General features: G+C 41.3%; 17 protein-coding genes. 11 read left to right on the top strand and 6 right to left on the bottom strand.

What is annotated here, in order from left to right:
- Positions 1–37 precede the first annotated feature (37 nt).
- Positions 38–1,675, bottom strand: a complete 1,638-nt coding sequence (locus tag F4W09_RS09135; protein ID WP_151504583.1) for a CTP synthase — start codon at positions 1,673–1,675, stop codon at positions 38–40.
- A gap of 227 nt (positions 1,676–1,902) precedes the next feature.
- Between F4W09_RS09135 and F4W09_RS09130 the strand changes: the two genes are divergently transcribed.
- Positions 1,903–2,310, top strand: a complete 408-nt coding sequence (locus tag F4W09_RS09130) for a PspC-like choline-binding domain-containing protein (protein ID WP_151504582.1) — start codon at positions 1,903–1,905, stop codon at positions 2,308–2,310.
- A gap of 76 nt (positions 2,311–2,386) precedes the next feature.
- Here the strand turns inward: F4W09_RS09130 and F4W09_RS09125 are convergent, their stop codons facing one another.
- Genes F4W09_RS09125 through F4W09_RS09110 form a run of 4 tightly spaced genes read right to left on the bottom strand, consistent with a single transcriptional unit; the run spans position 2,387 to position 6,740 of the window.
- A complete protein-coding gene (locus tag F4W09_RS09125; protein ID WP_151504581.1) occupies positions 2,387–3,481 on the bottom strand; it encodes a YheT family hydrolase in 1,095 nt (364 codons plus the stop codon).
- A gap of 12 nt (positions 3,482–3,493) precedes the next feature.
- Complete coding sequence (locus F4W09_RS09120; protein WP_151504580.1) at positions 3,494–4,216, bottom strand: SGNH/GDSL hydrolase family protein; 723 nt, start codon at positions 4,214–4,216, stop codon at positions 3,494–3,496.
- A 36-nt stretch (positions 4,217–4,252) separates the two neighbouring features.
- Entirely contained in the window at positions 4,253–4,660 is a 408-nt protein-coding gene (locus F4W09_RS09115; RefSeq protein WP_151504579.1) for a nuclear transport factor 2 family protein, read from the bottom strand.
- A 49-nt stretch (positions 4,661–4,709) separates the two neighbouring features.
- Entirely contained in the window at positions 4,710–6,740 is a 2,031-nt protein-coding gene (locus tag F4W09_RS09110; protein WP_151504578.1) for an NADPH-dependent 2,4-dienoyl-CoA reductase, read from the bottom strand.
- Positions 6,741–6,874: 134 nt separating this feature from the next.
- On the opposite strand from F4W09_RS09110, the gene F4W09_RS09105 reads away from it, so the two are divergent.
- Both F4W09_RS09105 and F4W09_RS09100 read left to right on the top strand, forming a co-directional pair.
- Positions 6,875–7,417, top strand: coding sequence for a PadR family transcriptional regulator (locus tag F4W09_RS09105; RefSeq protein WP_016167758.1), 543 nt, complete (start codon positions 6,875–6,877; stop codon positions 7,415–7,417).
- A gap of 17 nt (positions 7,418–7,434) precedes the next feature.
- Complete coding sequence (locus tag F4W09_RS09100) at positions 7,435–8,346, top strand: alpha/beta fold hydrolase (protein WP_044738438.1); 912 nt, start codon at positions 7,435–7,437, stop codon at positions 8,344–8,346.
- Positions 8,347–8,362: 16 nt separating this feature from the next.
- Here the strand turns inward: F4W09_RS09100 and F4W09_RS09095 are convergent, their stop codons facing one another.
- The gene (locus tag F4W09_RS09095) at positions 8,363–9,277 is read right to left on the bottom strand and encodes a LysR family transcriptional regulator (RefSeq protein ID WP_016167756.1); all 915 of its coding nucleotides are present in this window, start codon (positions 9,275–9,277) and stop codon (positions 8,363–8,365) included.
- Between the two features lie 115 nt (positions 9,278–9,392).
- Between F4W09_RS09095 and F4W09_RS09090 the strand changes: the two genes are divergently transcribed.
- From F4W09_RS09090 to benE, 8 genes are all read left to right on the top strand, one after another.
- Positions 9,393–10,502, top strand: a complete 1,110-nt coding sequence (locus F4W09_RS09090; protein WP_016167755.1) for a muconate/chloromuconate family cycloisomerase — start codon at positions 9,393–9,395, stop codon at positions 10,500–10,502.
- A 15-nt stretch (positions 10,503–10,517) separates the two neighbouring features.
- The gene (catC, locus tag F4W09_RS09085) at positions 10,518–10,808 is read left to right on the top strand and encodes a muconolactone Delta-isomerase (RefSeq protein WP_044738437.1); all 291 of its coding nucleotides are present in this window, start codon (positions 10,518–10,520) and stop codon (positions 10,806–10,808) included.
- 132 nt (positions 10,809–10,940) lie between these two features.
- Positions 10,941–11,861 carry a catechol 1,2-dioxygenase gene (catA, locus tag F4W09_RS09080; protein ID WP_016167753.1) on the top strand — a complete coding sequence of 307 codons (921 nt, stop codon included), beginning with the start codon at positions 10,941–10,943 and terminating at the stop codon, positions 11,859–11,861.
- An 83-nt stretch (positions 11,862–11,944) separates the two neighbouring features.
- A complete protein-coding gene (gene benA / locus F4W09_RS09075; RefSeq protein WP_044738436.1) occupies positions 11,945–13,330 on the top strand; it encodes a benzoate 1,2-dioxygenase large subunit in 1,386 nt (461 codons plus the stop codon).
- Positions 13,327–13,836 carry a benzoate 1,2-dioxygenase small subunit gene (gene benB, locus F4W09_RS09070; protein ID WP_044738435.1) on the top strand — a complete coding sequence of 170 codons (510 nt, stop codon included), beginning with the start codon at positions 13,327–13,329 and terminating at the stop codon, positions 13,834–13,836. The genes benA and benB overlap by 4 nt, the downstream gene beginning before the upstream one ends.
- A gap of 76 nt (positions 13,837–13,912) precedes the next feature.
- On the top strand, positions 13,913–14,929 hold the full coding sequence (benC, locus tag F4W09_RS09065; RefSeq protein ID WP_016167750.1) for a benzoate 1,2-dioxygenase electron transfer component BenC: 1,017 nt from the start codon (positions 13,913–13,915) through the stop codon (positions 14,927–14,929).
- A gap of 291 nt (positions 14,930–15,220) precedes the next feature.
- A complete protein-coding gene (gene benD, locus F4W09_RS09060) occupies positions 15,221–16,006 on the top strand; it encodes a benzoate diol dehydrogenase BenD (RefSeq protein ID WP_016167749.1) in 786 nt (261 codons plus the stop codon).
- A gap of 53 nt (positions 16,007–16,059) precedes the next feature.
- Positions 16,060–17,280, top strand: coding sequence for a benzoate/H(+) symporter BenE (gene benE, locus F4W09_RS09055; RefSeq protein ID WP_016167748.1), 1,221 nt, complete (start codon positions 16,060–16,062; stop codon positions 17,278–17,280).
- Positions 17,281–17,309 lie beyond the last annotated feature (29 nt).

Genomic DNA, 17,309 nt, shown 5'->3' with positions numbered 1-17,309 from the left:
TAAACTTTCCTAGTTTAGTCCTAGATCTACCTTATTCTTAAGCTTTTTGATGTTTTGCTTTCGCTGCACCAATAAAACCTGCAAATAATGGATGACCATCACGTGGAGAACTTGTAAATTCCGGGTGGAATTGTACAGCAATAAACCAAGGATGTTGAGGAATTTCAACTGTTTCAACTAAGTGCTGTACAGGTGAATAGCCCGAAATTTTCATCCCTGCTTCTTCAAGTACTGGAATGAAACGATTGTTCATTTCATAACGGTGACGGTGACGCTCTACAATTTCAGCTTTGCCATACACTTCACGTGTTTTTGTACCTTCAACCAATTCAGATTTTTGTGCACCTAAACGCATTGTGCCGCCAAGATCAGATTCTAGGCTACGCTGTTGTACTTCACCACGCTCATCTAACCATTCAGTAATCAAACCAATCAATGGTGATTTAGTTGAACGGTTGAACTCTGTAGAAGTCGCATCTGCAATACCTGCAACATTACGAGCAAACTCAATTACAGCCAACTGCATACCTAAACAAATACCAAGGAATGGCACATTGTTTTCACGTGCATACTGAATTGCTTTCATTTTGCCTTCAGTACCACGTTCACCAAAACCACCCGGCACAAGAATCGCATCAGCATCTTTCAATGCAGTTGCTACATCTTGGCTTTCAAGGTCTTCAGCATTCACGTAATCGATTTGAATTTTAACGCGATTTTGAATACCAGCGTGTAATAGAGCTTCGTTTACAGATTTATACGCATCTGGAAGTTCAACATATTTACCCACCATTGCAACACGGACTGTGTATTCAGGGTTTAACAATGCTTCTACTACATTGTCCCAATCTGAAAGATCGGCTTCTGGTAAATTATTAAAACCAAAACGTTCACAAATTAAATCATCAACGTCTTGCTCATAGAATGTGCGAGGAATTTGATAAATCGTTTTCGCATCTTTACACACCACAACCGCACGCGCTTCAACGTTGGTGAATAATGCGATTTTGCGTGTCGTATCCGCATCTACATCGTATTCAGTACGGCAGATTAAGATATCTGGTTGAATACCAATAGATAACAGCTCTTTTACAGAGTGTTGAGTTGGTTTGGTTTTTAACTCAGCCGCAGATTTGATATATGGCAACAACGTTAAATGCATCAGCATTGTGCGTTTGTGGCCTAATTCAACCATTAACTGACGTACAGATTCCATGAATGGGAGAGATTCAATGTCACCTACAGTTCCACCGATTTCTACGATGGCAACGTCATAACCTTCGCCAGCACGAAGAACACGTTCTTTAATATTGTCTGTAATGTGTGGAATTACTTGAACAGTACCACCTAAGTAATCACCACGACGCTCTTTATTGAGTACGTCTTGATAAACACGACCAGAAGTAAAGTTATTGAGTTTGGTCATTTTCGCACGACGTAAGAAACGTTCGTAATAACCCAAATCCAAGTCAGTCTCAGCACCATCCTCTGTGACAAAAACTTCACCATGCTGGAATGGGCTCATCGTCCCTGGATCGACATTAATGTATGGATCCATTTTGACCATGGTGACTTTTAAACCACGGGCTTCTAAAAGTGCAGCAACTGAAGCAGCTGAAATACCTTTACCTAGTGATGAAACTACACCACCAGTAACGAAAATAAAATGGGTCATTAAGTTTCTCGTACAATGGAGCCTAAATCGGCCTACAATGTTGTGCGATTTTACTTTACTCTGCACCTAGAAAGCAAAGTCAATTAGCAGCAATTCATAGATCAATAAACAATTGGCTATTCTATCAGCATTTCCGATAAAAATTTAGTGGGGAATCTCAGGATTTTTCATCTGTAATTTTGCTGCTATACTACGCGCACTCTATTTATGCTTTATTTTGTGCAATTATGAATAAGAAATTTTTAATTTGTGGCGCCCTTGCAATGGGTTTATTACTTACGGCATGTGTGAAAAAAGAAGAGCCTAAGGATGAGCAAACTGAAACAGCTCAAGCTGCATCTGAACCAACTGAACAAGCGCAGTTCCAACCTTTAGAAGCATCTAAACCTGAAGCTGAAGTTGTAATCCCGACTCAAGTTGAAGTTGTGCGTGAGCAAACTCCAAATACTACGATTGAAATTCGTCGTGAAGAAGCACCTAAACCAGCTACTTCTCAAGTAACTGAAGCACCTAAAGCTGAAGAGAAACCAGCTCAAGCTGTACAACAGCCAAAACCAAATACTGCTGCTCAGTCTGAAGATGATGCTGTCGCTGCTGCAATTGCCGCTGCAACTCCTGCATTAGACAATAAATAATTTAAAGTTTATTTAAAAAAAAAACCAGTTCAAATGAACTGGTTTTTTTAATGCTCGATAAAAAGCCATCAAAACTTTAATCTACATGCAATTTTAAATAATCTGCCATTAATTTTGCAGCCCATGATCGGGTTTGCGTAATCCCTTCATAAAAACCACAGTGACTGCCCTTTTTGGTCGTCACAACAATAACATTTTCCATTCTTTCAATCACTGATTTATAAGGATAAAAGTTTTTGATATGGCAAACGGGGTCATCCTCAGAATTTAAAACCATCAAAGGTATTTTAATATTTTCAAATACATGAATGGGATTAATGGCTTGGGTATAACTGGCATAGTCGGGATAACCTGCCAATTCAAAATAACTTTTCTCAAATTCGGCCAGTGTTTTTACCGCTAATACCTTCGACAATGAAGTCACAGGTTCCCAAGTTGTTAAATAAGGCTGGATAAAAGTCTTGAATAACTTTTTAGTCATGACCTTACTATAAAAAGGATGAATGTTTACAAAGCCAAGTTCAGTGTTATAGCCAGGACATAATGCGAAAGCGGCTTTAAAAGGAGTATCAAGTCCTTGTTCACCTAAATAACGAACCAATAAGCCTGTACCCGCAGATGAACCTACGGCATATAAAGGTGAATCTGGAAATTGTTGCTGAATATAGGTGACTTGCTCCCGTAAATCAGAAGTAAAACCAAACAAACTCATTTTCGGTACAAGTAAAGGTAAATCTGCATGCCCACGGCGCAAACACAAAGCAATACGCCAGCCCGTATATTGATGCAGATCTCGAACCAACTCTCTCATACTGGCCAGATTACCCGTAATCGTATGCAAAATGATGATCGTCGGGGTTTCTGGAGGTAAAGCTAGACCATACCACGCCACCGCAGTCACACCACCATCTTGCATGGTCAACTGATCAATTCGATCATACTCAAGTTGAATGGTTCGCTTCTTAATCACATCAAAATATAATAAATGTGCATGTGAGTTTGATAACCACGGGGTTGGACGATATTTCTGTTGAAGCTGAGGTAACTTTTCTAGCACCTTTTTACTTTGCCCTTGTGGGCTATAGTACAGTTTTGGTTGTTCAGCACCGATAACCGAATCAATCCATTCCGAACCTAGAACTTTAATTTTATTTAAAGTAGATATTCTCATATCGATTTACCATTATTGATGATGAGTAAAAGATTGCTGTACTAATGTGGCGATCTGCTGACCCCAAATGGCATAAATTTCTTTACTTGGATGAAAACCATCGCTTGCCATCGGCAAATTCATTGTTTGAAAAGCATGCATATCAAAATGTAGAAACTTAAACCGACTGTTCTGCGCTAAATATTGCTGTAATTGGTGATTCATTGCAGTTGCATATTGACCCAGTAACCATGCCAATGGATTCGGCAATGCAGGAAAATGCTGCATCGGTGGGACACCTGTAACAATAATCAATTTCGGCTGAAACCGATTCTGTATTTCCTCAAATAAAAGCTGTTGTTGCTTCAACCAAGATTTGACTGAAATCAATTTGGTGACATCATTCACACCGACCGATGTCACCACCACATCATACTGCTGGGGTGCTAAATGCTGCGTTGCCCGAATGACTTGCTCCGTCGTATCGCCAGTCTTTGCATGTAGTTTCCAGAGAATCTGATATTCATCTTGTAATGCTTGAAGAATCGCGCCAGACAAAGCCTCACTTTGTGATTCTACTCCAACTCCTGCTGCAGCCGAGTCTCCTAAAATTAATAAGGATAATTGCTGCCCTTGACCAATTATTCCCTCACGATCACCACTGGCTTCTAAAAGACGTGGTGTATTCTTGCGAACTTTTACTCCTTGGAACACCAACACAGGCAATAAAGCTAAAGTCGAAAGTTTTAACCACATCTGTTTCATCTCAGTAATTGTATGAAGAAATATAAATTAAGCAGGCTGAAACTGCTTAATACGCTGTCCCATTTCAGCAGCCAATGCCTCCAAACCACTTTTTGGTCGGATCATCACTTCAAAATCAACAATTTGACCTTGTTCATTGAATTGAATCATATCGATCCCCTTCAACTTTTTGTCCCCGACATTTGCCGAAAACTCCAAAACAACAGATTGAGCATTTTCCGTCAAAAATTCACGATGATAGGTGAAGTTTTCGAATACCTGAATAACATTGCTCAGAATAAACTGCACCACGGCTTTACCTTCATAAGGATGAAAAGCAACAGGAGATCTGAAGACCACATTGTCTGCTAACAATTCATTTAAATATTCCATGTCACGTGTTGCAACCATGTGGTGCCATTTATGTAATGCATCTTGGGTTTGTTTTAATTGCATTGTTGTGTTCTCCTTAATTGATGAAAAGAGGACCCGTAGGTCCCCGGTTTTAAATGACTGCTGCAAGCTCAGCACCTTGACGAATTGCACGTTTCGCATCCAATTCACCTGCTTCTTTTGCGCCACCAATTAAGTGTACGGCTTTACCATCAGCTTTTAATTGATCAAACATTGCAGTGAAAGGTTCTTGCCCTGCACAAATCACCACATTGTCTACATCTAGAATCATTGATTTATCATTCACAATGATGTGCAGACCTTGGTCATCAACTTTTTCATAGCTTGCGCCCGCAATCATCTGTACATCACGGTTTTTCAAACCAGCACGGTGAATCCAGCCTGTGGTTTTCCCTAAACCTGCACCCACAGATGTAGGTTTACGTTGCAACAAGAAAATTTCACGCTCAGAAGCTTCTACTTGTGGTTGTTTTAGACCGCCCACATCGTTGTAATGCGTATCAATACCCCATTCATCATAAAATTTCTGTGGATTTAAACTGCCACTTTCACCTTCGTGGCTCAAGTATTCAGCCGTATCAAAACCAATACCACCCGCACCAATCACCGCGACGCGTTTACCCACGGGCTTACGCTCTCTTAATACTTCGATGTAGCTCAGTACTTTTGGATGATCGATCCCTTCAAAGCTCAACTCGCGTGGTGTTACACCTGTAGCGACCACAATGTCATCAAAGTTGGCTTGGCTGAGTTCTTCATAAGTCGCTTTATGGTTCAATTGCAGCTTAATCTTCGGTTGTAACAATTCAATTTTACGCTTGAAGTAGCGTAAGGTTTCATAAAACTCTTCTTTACCTGGTACAGTTTTCGCAATATTGAACTGACCACCAATTTGGTTTGCAGCTTCAAAAATGGTGACGTTATGACCACGCTCTGCTGCATAAGTTGCAAAACTTAATCCCGCGGGACCCGCACCAATCACAGCGATATTTTTCGCTTGACCTGCTTCTTTGAAAATTAATTCTGTTTCATAACATGCACGTGGGTTCACTAAACAAGTTGCAATTTTCATCGAGAAAATATGGTCTAAACAGGCTTGGTTACAACCAATACAAGTATTAATTTCATCACTACGCCCTTGTTCAGCTTTAAGTACAAACTCAGGGTCCGCCAGCATTGGTCGAGCCATCGATACGATGTCAGCATCACCAGATGCCAAAACATGCTCTGCCATTTCAGGTGTGTTAATACGGTTAGAAGTAACCAAAGGTATGTTTATTACGCTACCTTTTAATTTTTTAGTCACCCAAGTAAATGCCGCACGAGGCACTTTAGTCGCAATAGTCGGAATACGCGCTTCATGCCAACCAATACCTGTATTGATAATGGTTGCACCCGCTTTTTCAATTTCTTTGGCTAAGTGAATAACTTCATCTAAGCTTGAACCGCCTTCAACCAAATCCAACATAGATAAACGGTAAATAATAATGAAGTTTTCACCGACTGCTTCGCGGGTACGCTTTACAATTTCAATTGGGAAACGAATACGTTTTTCATAACTACCGCCCCATTCATCATCACGATGGTTCGTTCTGGCAGCAATAAACTCATTGATTAAATAACCTTCTGAACCCATGATTTCTACACCATCATAACCAGCGTATTGCGAAAGCTTGGCACAGTTTACGAAATCATCAATCGTTTGCTGAACTTCAGCAGAACTTAATTCCTTAGGACGACTTGGGTTTATCGGTGCTTGAATTGCAGATGGTGCAACAATATCTTTTTGATATGAATAACGACCAGTGTGCAGAATTTGCAGTGCAATTTTACCGCCCGCATCATGGACTGCCTGCGTAATGACTTTATGGTGCTCTGCTTCTTCACGGGTATCGAGCTTAGAACCCCCTTTAAAAGTCAAACCATGATCATTGGGTGAAATACCGCCCGTCACAATCAGTCCAACACCGCCTTTTGCCCGCTCTGCATAAAATGCTGCCATACGGTCATAACCACCTGGCGCTTCTTCAAGACCAACGTGCATAGAACCCATAAGTACACGGTTTTTAAGTGTAGTAAATCCTAAATCTAATGGGGCGAGTAAATGTGGATAATTGGACATGAGACCTCCATGGCTTGCAATGTGCTGGCTAAATTTTGCTTTTATGCAACTTGTTGCACTAATTTATAATCCAATTTTGAAATCTATGCAACATGTTGCATAATATCTGTACCTTATTTTTTTGATGCTAACTTATGTCTTTAGCACATGTTCTGTTGACCAGTCTGATGGAAAAACCAAGTACAGGGATTGAACTGGCACGGCGTTTTGACCGTTCTATGGGTTTCTTTTGGAATGCGACACATCAACAAATTTATCGTGAACTCAGTGCCATGCAGCAAAAAGGCTGGATTTCAACCATTGAAGATGAAAGTTCCAATAGCCGAAAAAAAACCTATCAAGTGGAGCAAATGGGTCGAACTGAATTGGCTGACTGGATGGTCAAGCAAAGCCCGCCCGCTCAACTGCGTGAAGAACTGATGGTACGTTTAAGAGCAGAAGCACAAGTTGGTCAGGCAACAGTATTACCTGAGTTAGAAAGACACTTGATGTTGCATCAAGAAAAATTGAAAATTTATCAACAAATTTTTGCTAAAGACTTCTCATCTACAGAAAATGAAAATCGCACTTTATATATTCATAAAATGATTTTACAGTTAGGCATTAACTTAGAAGTGGGCTGGATTGAATGGCTTGAAACCATGATTACAGGCCTGAAAAAATTTGAGCAATCTTAAGAAATAGAGAAATTACCATGCCTTACTATCAAATGCCCGATCAAGAACAATTGTACGTTCGTGAATTTGGTCAGGGCAAACCTGTTTTAGTCCTCTCAGGTTTAGGCATGCAAAGTTGGCAATGGCTACCTTTTTTAATTCAAAACAGTAACCAATTTAAATTCATTATTCCAGATTGGCGCGGGTTTGGTCGTTCAAAACACTGCCGTATACCTGAAATAGATGCTATTTCTAGTCATTGGCGTGATTTAGAGGCATTAATCCAACAATTAAAGTATCCAGACTTCACAGTTATTGCGTTCTCAATGGGTGCAACAATAGCTATGCATGGCATGAAATATGGAAATTTTAAACAATCGATCAATTGTTATTTACATATTGATCAAGCACCCAAAATTACAGTAGATAGCCATTGGCCGTATGGTTTGCTCAGTCAGCAACACTCAAATTTTAAAAAACTCTTAGCTGAAATTTCACTGTTTTTCTCGGCCTTACCTCCTATTAAAAGTCTAGAAGATCTTGACCCAGCTTCACGTCAAGAATTTATTAAAATATGGAGCAAATTCATATCATTACAAAACGGTCATCGTTTAAGCCCCATCTTATGGAACACCGCCTTAAAATACGATAAATTACAAAAACATCTCTTGCCCTTACACCGTCTCGACTATTTAGCGTGGTATATCAATAACTATCTATATCACAATGAAGATTATCGAGAATCTTTAACAGAATTGAGCTGTCCCACAACTTTTTTCATTGGGGAAAATTCGATACTTTATCCATCTCAAGGGCAAAAAATTATCGCGAATAGTGTTAAAAATGCCAAGCAAGTTATTTTTGAACGCTCAGGCCACGCTATTTTGATTAATGAACCTTTCAAATTTCAGCGAGAAATTTCCCGCTTTCTTTTGAATCAGTCCGAATAACAAAACTTTAGTTTAATTAAAGCACCGCTCGATCATATTTAATTGCTTCAAGATCATAAACTTGATAAATGCAATCAAATAGCGAGCGGATATCTTCACTTTCATCCATACTACGAATAGCGAGGAAGATTGGACTAACGGCAGCATCATCCAGCAAAGGGATGTAGTTCAAGTGAGGAAACTGAATACTACAAGCACTTTCAGGCACAATACAAATTCCTTCCCCTGCTGCCACTAAGCCCAGTGCCAATTGAATTTCGCGGACTTCTCGCAAACTACGTGGCTCTAAACCGTACTCTGAAAATAGGCTACGGACTTGGGTCGAGAAATTAGGTTTAGGATGACTTGGATATAAGAACAAACTTTCTTCAACTAAATCTGCAAGATATACCCCTTGTTTTTGCGATGCTAAAGGATGACTGCTATGTGCAGCAACCATTAAAGGTTCTTCACGCAATAACACACGACGAATTGCAGGATCAGAAATTCTTAACCGTCCAAAACCAACATCAATTCGCCCTTCTTTAAGCGCCTGAATTTGGTCTTTAGTGCTCATTTCGATCAATTCAATTTTAAGCTGTGGTTGCTGCTGACGGAATAAATACACAATTCTTGGCAACAAACCATAGAGCAATGACCCAACAAATCCCATAGTTACGGTACGTTCGACCATACCTACACGCTTAGTCATCGACTTCACTTCTTCAGCATTAGACAAAAGTTTAACCGCATGCTGATAGAAGAATTGACCTGCTGGCGTGGTCTGTAAAGGCCGACTACCACGCTCAAACAACTGAATTCCCAACTCAGCTTCAAGGTTTTGAATCTGCCGACTCAGCGGAGGCTGGGCTATAAACAGTTTTTCTGCTGCTTTGGTAAAACTTTGTTCTTCTACAACCGCTACAAAATAGCGTAGGTGTCTAAGTTCCATAAGACTTCATACCTTTTAAATATAAAAAAATGCAAAAATGATCTTCGACAGGTTTGGTTCATTCTTTTAAGGTATATCACATGAATTAGACAAATCAAGATAGCGAAGCCGAAAGATGTATAAATCGATTGAAACGTTGCTTGTAGAAATACCGACGATCCGCCCACATAAAATGGCGGTTGCAACAATGCAAACTCAGACCTTGGTTCTGGTTAAAGTCACCACAGAAGATGGCTTTATTGGCTGGGGCGAAGCAACCACAATTGGTGGCTTAGGCTATGGCGAAGAAAGTCCAGAAAGCGTCAAAACCAATATCGAAACTTATTTTGCGCCATTACTCAAGTCATTATCTGGTTTGAATGTGGCACAAACCATACAAACAATCAAACGCAATATCAATGGCAACCGTTTTGCTAAAAATGCCATTCAAACCGCTCTATTTGACATTCAAGCACAACGCTTAGGTCTACCCATCAGTGAAGTACTTGGTGGTCGTTTAAGACATAGTGTCCCAGTACTTTGGGTATTGGCTTCTGGCAATACAGAAAAAGATATTGCTGAAGCACAGCAGATGATTGCCAGCAAACGCCACAATACCTTCAAGTTAAAAATTGGTTCGCGTCGTGTGGAAGAAGATGTAGAGCATGTTTTAGCCATCAAGCAAGCTCTAGGCTCGGATGTTTCTATTCGCGTAGATGTAAATCGTGCTTGGTCAGAACTTGAAGCAGTTAAAGGCATTCAACAGTTACAAGATGGTGGTGTTGATTTAATTGAACAACCCTGTGCTATCGACAACATTGATGCTATGCAACGTCTTACCCGTCGCTTTGATATTGCCATCATGGCTGATGAATCGCTAATGGGTCCAGACAGTGCCTATCGCTTAGCAAAACGTAATGGAGCTTCAGTCTTTGCAGTCAAAATCGCGCAATCAGGCGGTTTGGTTGAGGCCAGTGAAGTTGGAAAAATTGCCAAACTGGCAGGAATTGACCTTTATGGTGGCACAATGCTTGAAGGTCCAATTGGCACCATGGCATCGGCACAAGTCTTTTCCACCTTTCATAATTTAGCATACGGTACTGAACTGTTTGGTCCACTGTTACTGACTGAAGAAATTTTAAAAACTCCGCTGCAATATCAAAACTTCGAGCTGATGTTACCGACCACAGCTGGACTGGGTATTGAAATTGATGAAGACAAAATTGACCGTATGCGTCGTCAGTAATTAAAGGAATTCTACATGCTTTACCACGTAAGAATGGATGTAAACCTACCGCAGGATATGCCAGCAGAACAGGCAAATGAAATTAAAGCGGTTGAAAAGGCATATTCACAAGAACTGCAACAGCAAGGCAAATGGCGCCACATTTGGCGTATTACAGGTCAATACTCCAACATCAGTATTTTTGATGTCGAGAGCAATGAAGAGTTGCATAACCTGTTGCAGGGTTTACCGCTTTATCCCTACATGAATATTGAAGTGATGCCACTGAATCGACATCCCTCTTCTATTCGTGAAGATGATCGTTAAGCAAAGGAATAATGGGAAGACAGCTTCCCAACGTGTAAAAAAAATCTGTATTCACAAGGAATGTGGCCCGCTAAGTGTTTTGATGAGATCAAACATGCGCCAGCCACTCAAACATACTTAAGGAGCGACAGTATGAACCGCCAACAAATTGATGCCCTCGTAAAAGAAATGAACGTCGACACTGCAACTGGTCCTGTCGATGCACGTGTACAACAAATTGTTGTACGTTTAGTAGGCGATCTATTCCAAGCCATTGAAGACCTCGACATCAGTCAAACTGAACTTTGGAAAGGTCTGGAATATTTTACCGATGCAGGTCAAGCCAATGAATTAGGTTTACTCGCAGCGGGGTTAGGCTTAGAACATTATTTAGATCTTCGTGCCGATGAAGCCGATGCCAAAGCAGGCATTACAGGTGGTACGCCACGTACCATTGAAGGTCCACTCTATGTTGCAGGTGCACCTGAATCGACAGGTTTTGCCCGCATGGATGATGGTTCTGAAACTGACAAAATTCCAACTTTGTTTATTGAAGGTACAGTAACTGATACTGATGGCAACATTATTGAAGGTGCCAAAGTTGAAGTTTGGCATGCCAACAGCTTAGGCAACTACTCATTCTTCGATAAATCACAATCTGACTTTAACTTACGTCGTAGTATTTTAACGGATGCTGATGGCAAATATGTGGCACAGACCACCATGCCTGTAGGCTACGGTTGCCCACCTGATGGCACGACTCAAGCGGTGTTAAATAAGCTAGGTCGTCATGGTAACCGCCCTTCACACGTACATTACTTTGTCTCTGCTCCTGGTTATCGCAAGCTCACTACTCAGTTCAACATTGAAGGTGATCAATACCTTTGGGATGACTTTGCCTTTGCAACCCGTGATGGTTTAGTTGCCACTGCTGTAGATGTGACCGATGAAGCTGAAATTGCTCGTCGCGGTTTAAATCAACCGTTCAAGCACATCACATTCAATATTGAGTTAGTAAAAGAACAGCAAGGCGCTCCTTCAACTGAAGTAGATCGTCGTCGCGCTAGCGCTTAACCCATATTTTAGGAACCGAAATGACATCTAAATCAACTGTCATTTCGGAGTGTTCCCCACATTTGGAACCTCGGAGAACGGACATGCCTCGTATTCCTGTAATTAACACCAGTCACCTCGATCGTATTGATGAATTGCTTGTTGACGATTTTGAAACTGGCGAATTTAAACTGCATCGCTCAGTATTTACTGATCAAGCCTTATTTGACCTTGAAATGAAATACATTTTTGAAGGCAACTGGGTGTACTTGGCACATGAAAGCCAAATTCCAAATAATAATGACTTCTACACCACGTATATGGGACGCCAGCCAATCATTATTGCGCGTAACCGTAATGGTGAACTCAATGCCATGATCAATGCCTGTTCACATCGTGGTGCACAACTTTGCCGTCATAAACGTGGCAACAAGGCAACTTACACCTGCCCATTCCACGGTTGGACGTTTAATAACTCAGGTAAACTCCTGAAAGTAAAAGATCCAAGTGAAGCTGGTTATTCAGATTGCTTTAATCAAGAAGGTTCACATGATCTGAAAAAAGTAGCACGTTTTGAAAACTACAAAGGCTTCTTGTTTGGTAGCTTAAATCCTGACGTACCTTCACTGGAAGAATTTTTAGGTGAAACTACCAAAATCATTGACATGATTGTCGATCAGTCTGAGCAAGGTTTGGAAGTTTTACGTGGTTCATCAACCTACACTTACGAAGGCAACTGGAAACTGACTGCTGAAAATGGTGCCGATGGTTATCACGTGTCTGCCGTACATTGGAACTATGCAGCGACCACACAACAGCGTAAAGAGAAAGAAGCCGGTGACAACATCCGTGCCATGAGCGCAGGTTCATGGGGTAAACAAGGCGGTGGCTCTTACGGTTTTGACAATGGTCACATGTTGCTCTGGACACAATGGGCAAACCCAGAAGACCGTCCGAACTTCCCTAAAGCAGAGGAATATACCGAGAAATTCGGTGCACCAATGTCGAAATGGATGATCGAGCGCTCACGTAATCTTTGCTTATATCCAAATGTATATTTGATGGATCAGTTTGGTTCACAAATTCGTGTCTTACGCCCACTGGCAGTCAACAAAACTGAAGTGACCATTTACTGTATCGCCCCGAAAGGTGAAGCACCAGAAGCACGTACTCGCCGTATTCGTCAATATGAAGATTTCTTTAATGCTTCAGGCATGGCAACACCCGATGATCTTGAAGAATTCCGTGCTTGCCAAGCAGGTTATGCAGGGATTGAACTGGAATGGAACGACATGTGTCGTGGCTCGAAACACTGGATTCAAGGCCCTGATGATGCTGCCAATGAAATTGGGTTAAAACCAAAACTCAGCGGCATTAAAACCGAAGATGAAGGTCTGTACCTCGCTCAACATCAATATTGGCTAGAAACGATGAAACATGCCATTGCCTCAGAAAAAGCACTCGTGAATGAACAAGGAGAGATCGCATGAATGCCACTGCCACTTTAGAACGCAGCTCTCTCGAACAGATTGCGCAGTTTCTTTATCAAGAAGCACGCTTTCTAGATGATGAGCAATGGGATGACTGGTTAAATTGTTATGCCCCATCTGCTTCTTTCTGGATGCCTGCTTGGGATGATGATGACCGTTTAACTGAAGACCCTCAGTCTGAAATTTCACTAATTTATTACCCAGACCGTCAAGGTCTTGAAGACCGTGTGTTCCGTATTAAAACCGAACGCTCTTCTGCAACCATGCCAGATACCCGCACCAGCCACAATATTAGCAATATTGAAGTGATGGCACGTGATGGCGACAAAGTGACAGTTCGTTTTAACTGGAACACCTTAAGTTTCCGTTACAAAACCAACTACAGCTATTTTGGCATGTCACGTTATGAAATCGATTTTTCAGGCGCGCAACCACAGATTTTAAGCAAATACGTGGTACTAAAAAATGACTATATCAATCAAGTCATTGATATTTACCACCTCTGATTTAAGCGTCATCCCTTCAGTCAAATGGAATGTTGACTGAAGGTCAAGTTTCAAAGTTTTTAGTAGGATTCTAGCCATGTCAAACCACAATATTGCACTTCAATTTGAAGATGGTGTTACCCGTTTTATTAGCGTCGCTCAGGGCGAAACTTTGTCTGATGCGGCTTACCGTCAAAAAATTAATATTCCTTTAGATTGTCGCGATGGTGCCTGTGGAACATGCCGAGCTTTCTGTGAATCGGGAAGTTATGACATGCCTGAAGAAACCTACATTGAAGATGCACTCACCCCTGAAGAAGCTGAGCAAGGCTATATTCTAGCTTGCCAATGCCGCCCAACATCCGATGCTGTATTCCAAATTCAAGCATCATCTGAAGTATGTAAAACCGAGATTCACCAATACCAAGGCACTTTAGTTGCTGTGGAAAACTTATCAGACTCAACCATCACTTTTGATATTCAACTTGATGAAGGTCAACCTGATATTCACTTCCTTGCTGGTCAATATGTCAATGTTGGCATTCCAGATACCACAGAAACACGTTCATATTCATTTAGTTCTAAACCAGGCAACCGTTTAACAGGTTTTGTGGTGCGCAACGTACCTAATGGAAAAATGAGTAGCTTTTTAAGTAATAGCGCCAAAGCAGGCGATAAAATGACCTTTACAGGTCCATTTGGCAGTTTCTACTTACGTAATGTAGTTCGCCCTGTCGTCATGCTTGCTGGCGGAACGGGAATTGCGCCATTTATGTCCATGCTTCAAGTGTTAGAAGAAAAAGGCTCAGAGCACCCTGTACGTTTAGTGTTTGGTGTAACCAATGATTTTGATTTAGTTGCTTTAGAACAACTTGATGCACTTCAAGCCAAACTTCCATGGTTTGAATATCGTACCGTGGTTGCAAGCCCAGACTCAGCACATGAGCGCAAAGGCTATGTGACTGGACACATTGAAAATGAATGGCTCAATGGCGGTGATGTCGATGTCTACCTATGTGGCCCTGTTCCTATGGTCGATGCTGTTCGCAGTTGGTTAGATAGTGAAGGTGTAAAACCTGCAAACTTCCTATTTGAAAAATTCTCCGCAAACTAATACATCACCCAATATTTAAGTTATAGAAAAGATGGTACGCGAAAATGTCATTTGCAATTGTTTGAGGCCAGACTACTTGGTAAAAATGCTTTTTTGGCGAGGAGGATATCAAGTCATAGGTTTCGACGAGTTCTACAAATGACAATGGTTCTGCTTACTTTTCCCAAAAGAAAAGTAAATCTAACCAAAGGTTAATCCAGTAACTGATGTCCAGCTATTAGGATGTAGGCGTGCCAAATTGTATAAATTTAAAAATTCATCTTTATATTGGATGATAAGTGAGTTCAAAAAATGGCGTCAAATCAAAGATTCTTAAACAAAGTCGTGATTGTGACTGGTGCCGCTCAAGGCATTGGTCGTGGGGTTGCACTCCAAGTGGCTGAAGAAGGTGCACAAGTTGTCTTAGCTGATTTATCTGACTATGTAGATGAAACATTAGCAGAGATTGAAGCACATCAAGGTGATGCTATAACAGTCAAAGCCAATCTTGAAACTTTCGCAGGCGCACAAGCCATTGTAGCAAAAGCACTTGAAATCTATGGCCGTGTTGATGTACTCATCAATAATGTCGGTGGTGCAATTTGGATGAAACCCTTTGAAGAATTTTCTGAAGAAGAAATCATTAAAGAAGTCAATCGTTCATTATTTCCAACGCTATGGTGTTGTCGCGCTGTTTTACCTGAAATGATTAAAAATCAGAAAGGTACGATTGTAAATGTATCCTCTATAGCAACTCGCGGAATTAACCGCGTGCCCTATTCAGCATCCAAAGGCGGTGTCAATGCCCTCACCGCATCACTGGCATTTGAACATGCCAAAGATGGGATCCGAGTAAATGCAATTGCTACAGGTGGAACAGAAGCACCGCCACGTAAAGTACCACGCAATGCAAACCCTCTTTCCGAAAATGAAAAAGCGTGGATGCAACAAGTGGTCGATCAGACCATTGATCGTAGTTTTATGAACCGTTATGGCACGATTCAGGAACAAGTAAATGCAATTGTATTCCTTGCTTCAGATGATTCGTCATATATGACAGGTACAGTTGTTCCCGTCGGCGGTGGTGATCAAGGCTAATTGATCACTAAACAACTTTATATACAGGATCGTGTCTGCATGGAGGCAAATAAATGGCTACCCTGTTTAAAACCTTGAAAGAAGATTGGTCTATTTCAGCCACTGTCGCAGGATTTTTGGCAGTGCTGATTTCCTATTCAGGCCCACTTATTATCTTCTTTCAGGCTGCGCAACAAGCTCAGGTTTCCCCAACCATGATGATTTCATGGATTTGGGGTATTTCGATTGGGGCAGCTGTGGCAGGGATCTTCCTTTCCATTAAATTTAAAGTCCCTGTGATTACGGCATGGTCTGCACCGGGTACGGCTTTATTGGTCACCCTGTTCCCGAATATTAGCCTGAATGAAGCAGTTGCTGCCTACATCACCTCGGCTGTGGTAATTTTCCTTATTGGTATAAGTGGTTATTTCGATAAATTGTTGAAATGGATTCCTCAATCCGTTGCCGCAGGCATGATGGCAGGAATCTTATTTCAGTTTGGTTTAGGGTTATTTAGCGCAACTAATAGCATGCCAATTATTGTATTTAGCATGTTGTTTGTATTTTTAGTCGCAAAACGAATTTCCCCACGTTATAGCATGCTTTGGGTACTTCTTTCTGGTGTTTCATTGAGCTTTGGGCTTGGTGAAATGAATGCGGTGAGTTTAGATTTCCAACTTGCTATTCCTCAGTTGATCACTCCAGAATGGACTTGGCATTCCACCTTAAACCTTGCCCTGCCTTTGATTTTAGTCAGTCTGACGGGACAGTTTTTACCGGGCATGGCCATCATGAAACTCAGTGGTTATGACATACCTGCCAAGCCAATTATCACGACCACCAGTATTGCGTCATTGGCTGTCGCTTGTGTAGGTGGCATTACCATCGTTTTGGCATCGATTACCGCTGCGCTTTGTATGGGTAAAGATGCGCATGAGTTAAAGGAAAAACGCTACATCGCAGGGGTTGCCAACGGCATTTTTTATATTTTAGGTGGGCTGTTTGCAGGCAGTATCGTTCTGCTCTTCAGCTTACTGCCAAAAGAGCTTGTTGCAGCACTGGCTGGATTGGCCTTATTGGGCGCCATTTCAACCAATATCGCTGTTGCTATGAGGGATGAGCCTCAACGGGATTCCGCACTCATTACCTTTTTAGCTACGGCTTCAGGAATGCATTTTTTAGGCCTAAGTTCCGTTTTTTGGGGCATTGTGATTGGTTTATTCGCACATGTCATTTTAACCAAACGCCCTACTGAACCTACCACTATTTCATCCACTCAATCGAGTAAAAGTTAGTCCGACCTATATAGGGTCTAGGAAATATT

Origin of the sequence: Acinetobacter tandoii (genome assembly GCF_008867985.1) — a bacterium.
GTDB classification, from domain to species: Bacteria; Pseudomonadota; Gammaproteobacteria; order Pseudomonadales; family Moraxellaceae; genus Acinetobacter; species Acinetobacter tandoii.
Note: the sequence above shows the minus strand (reverse complement) of the source record. Positions and strands in the feature narration are given on the sequence as shown.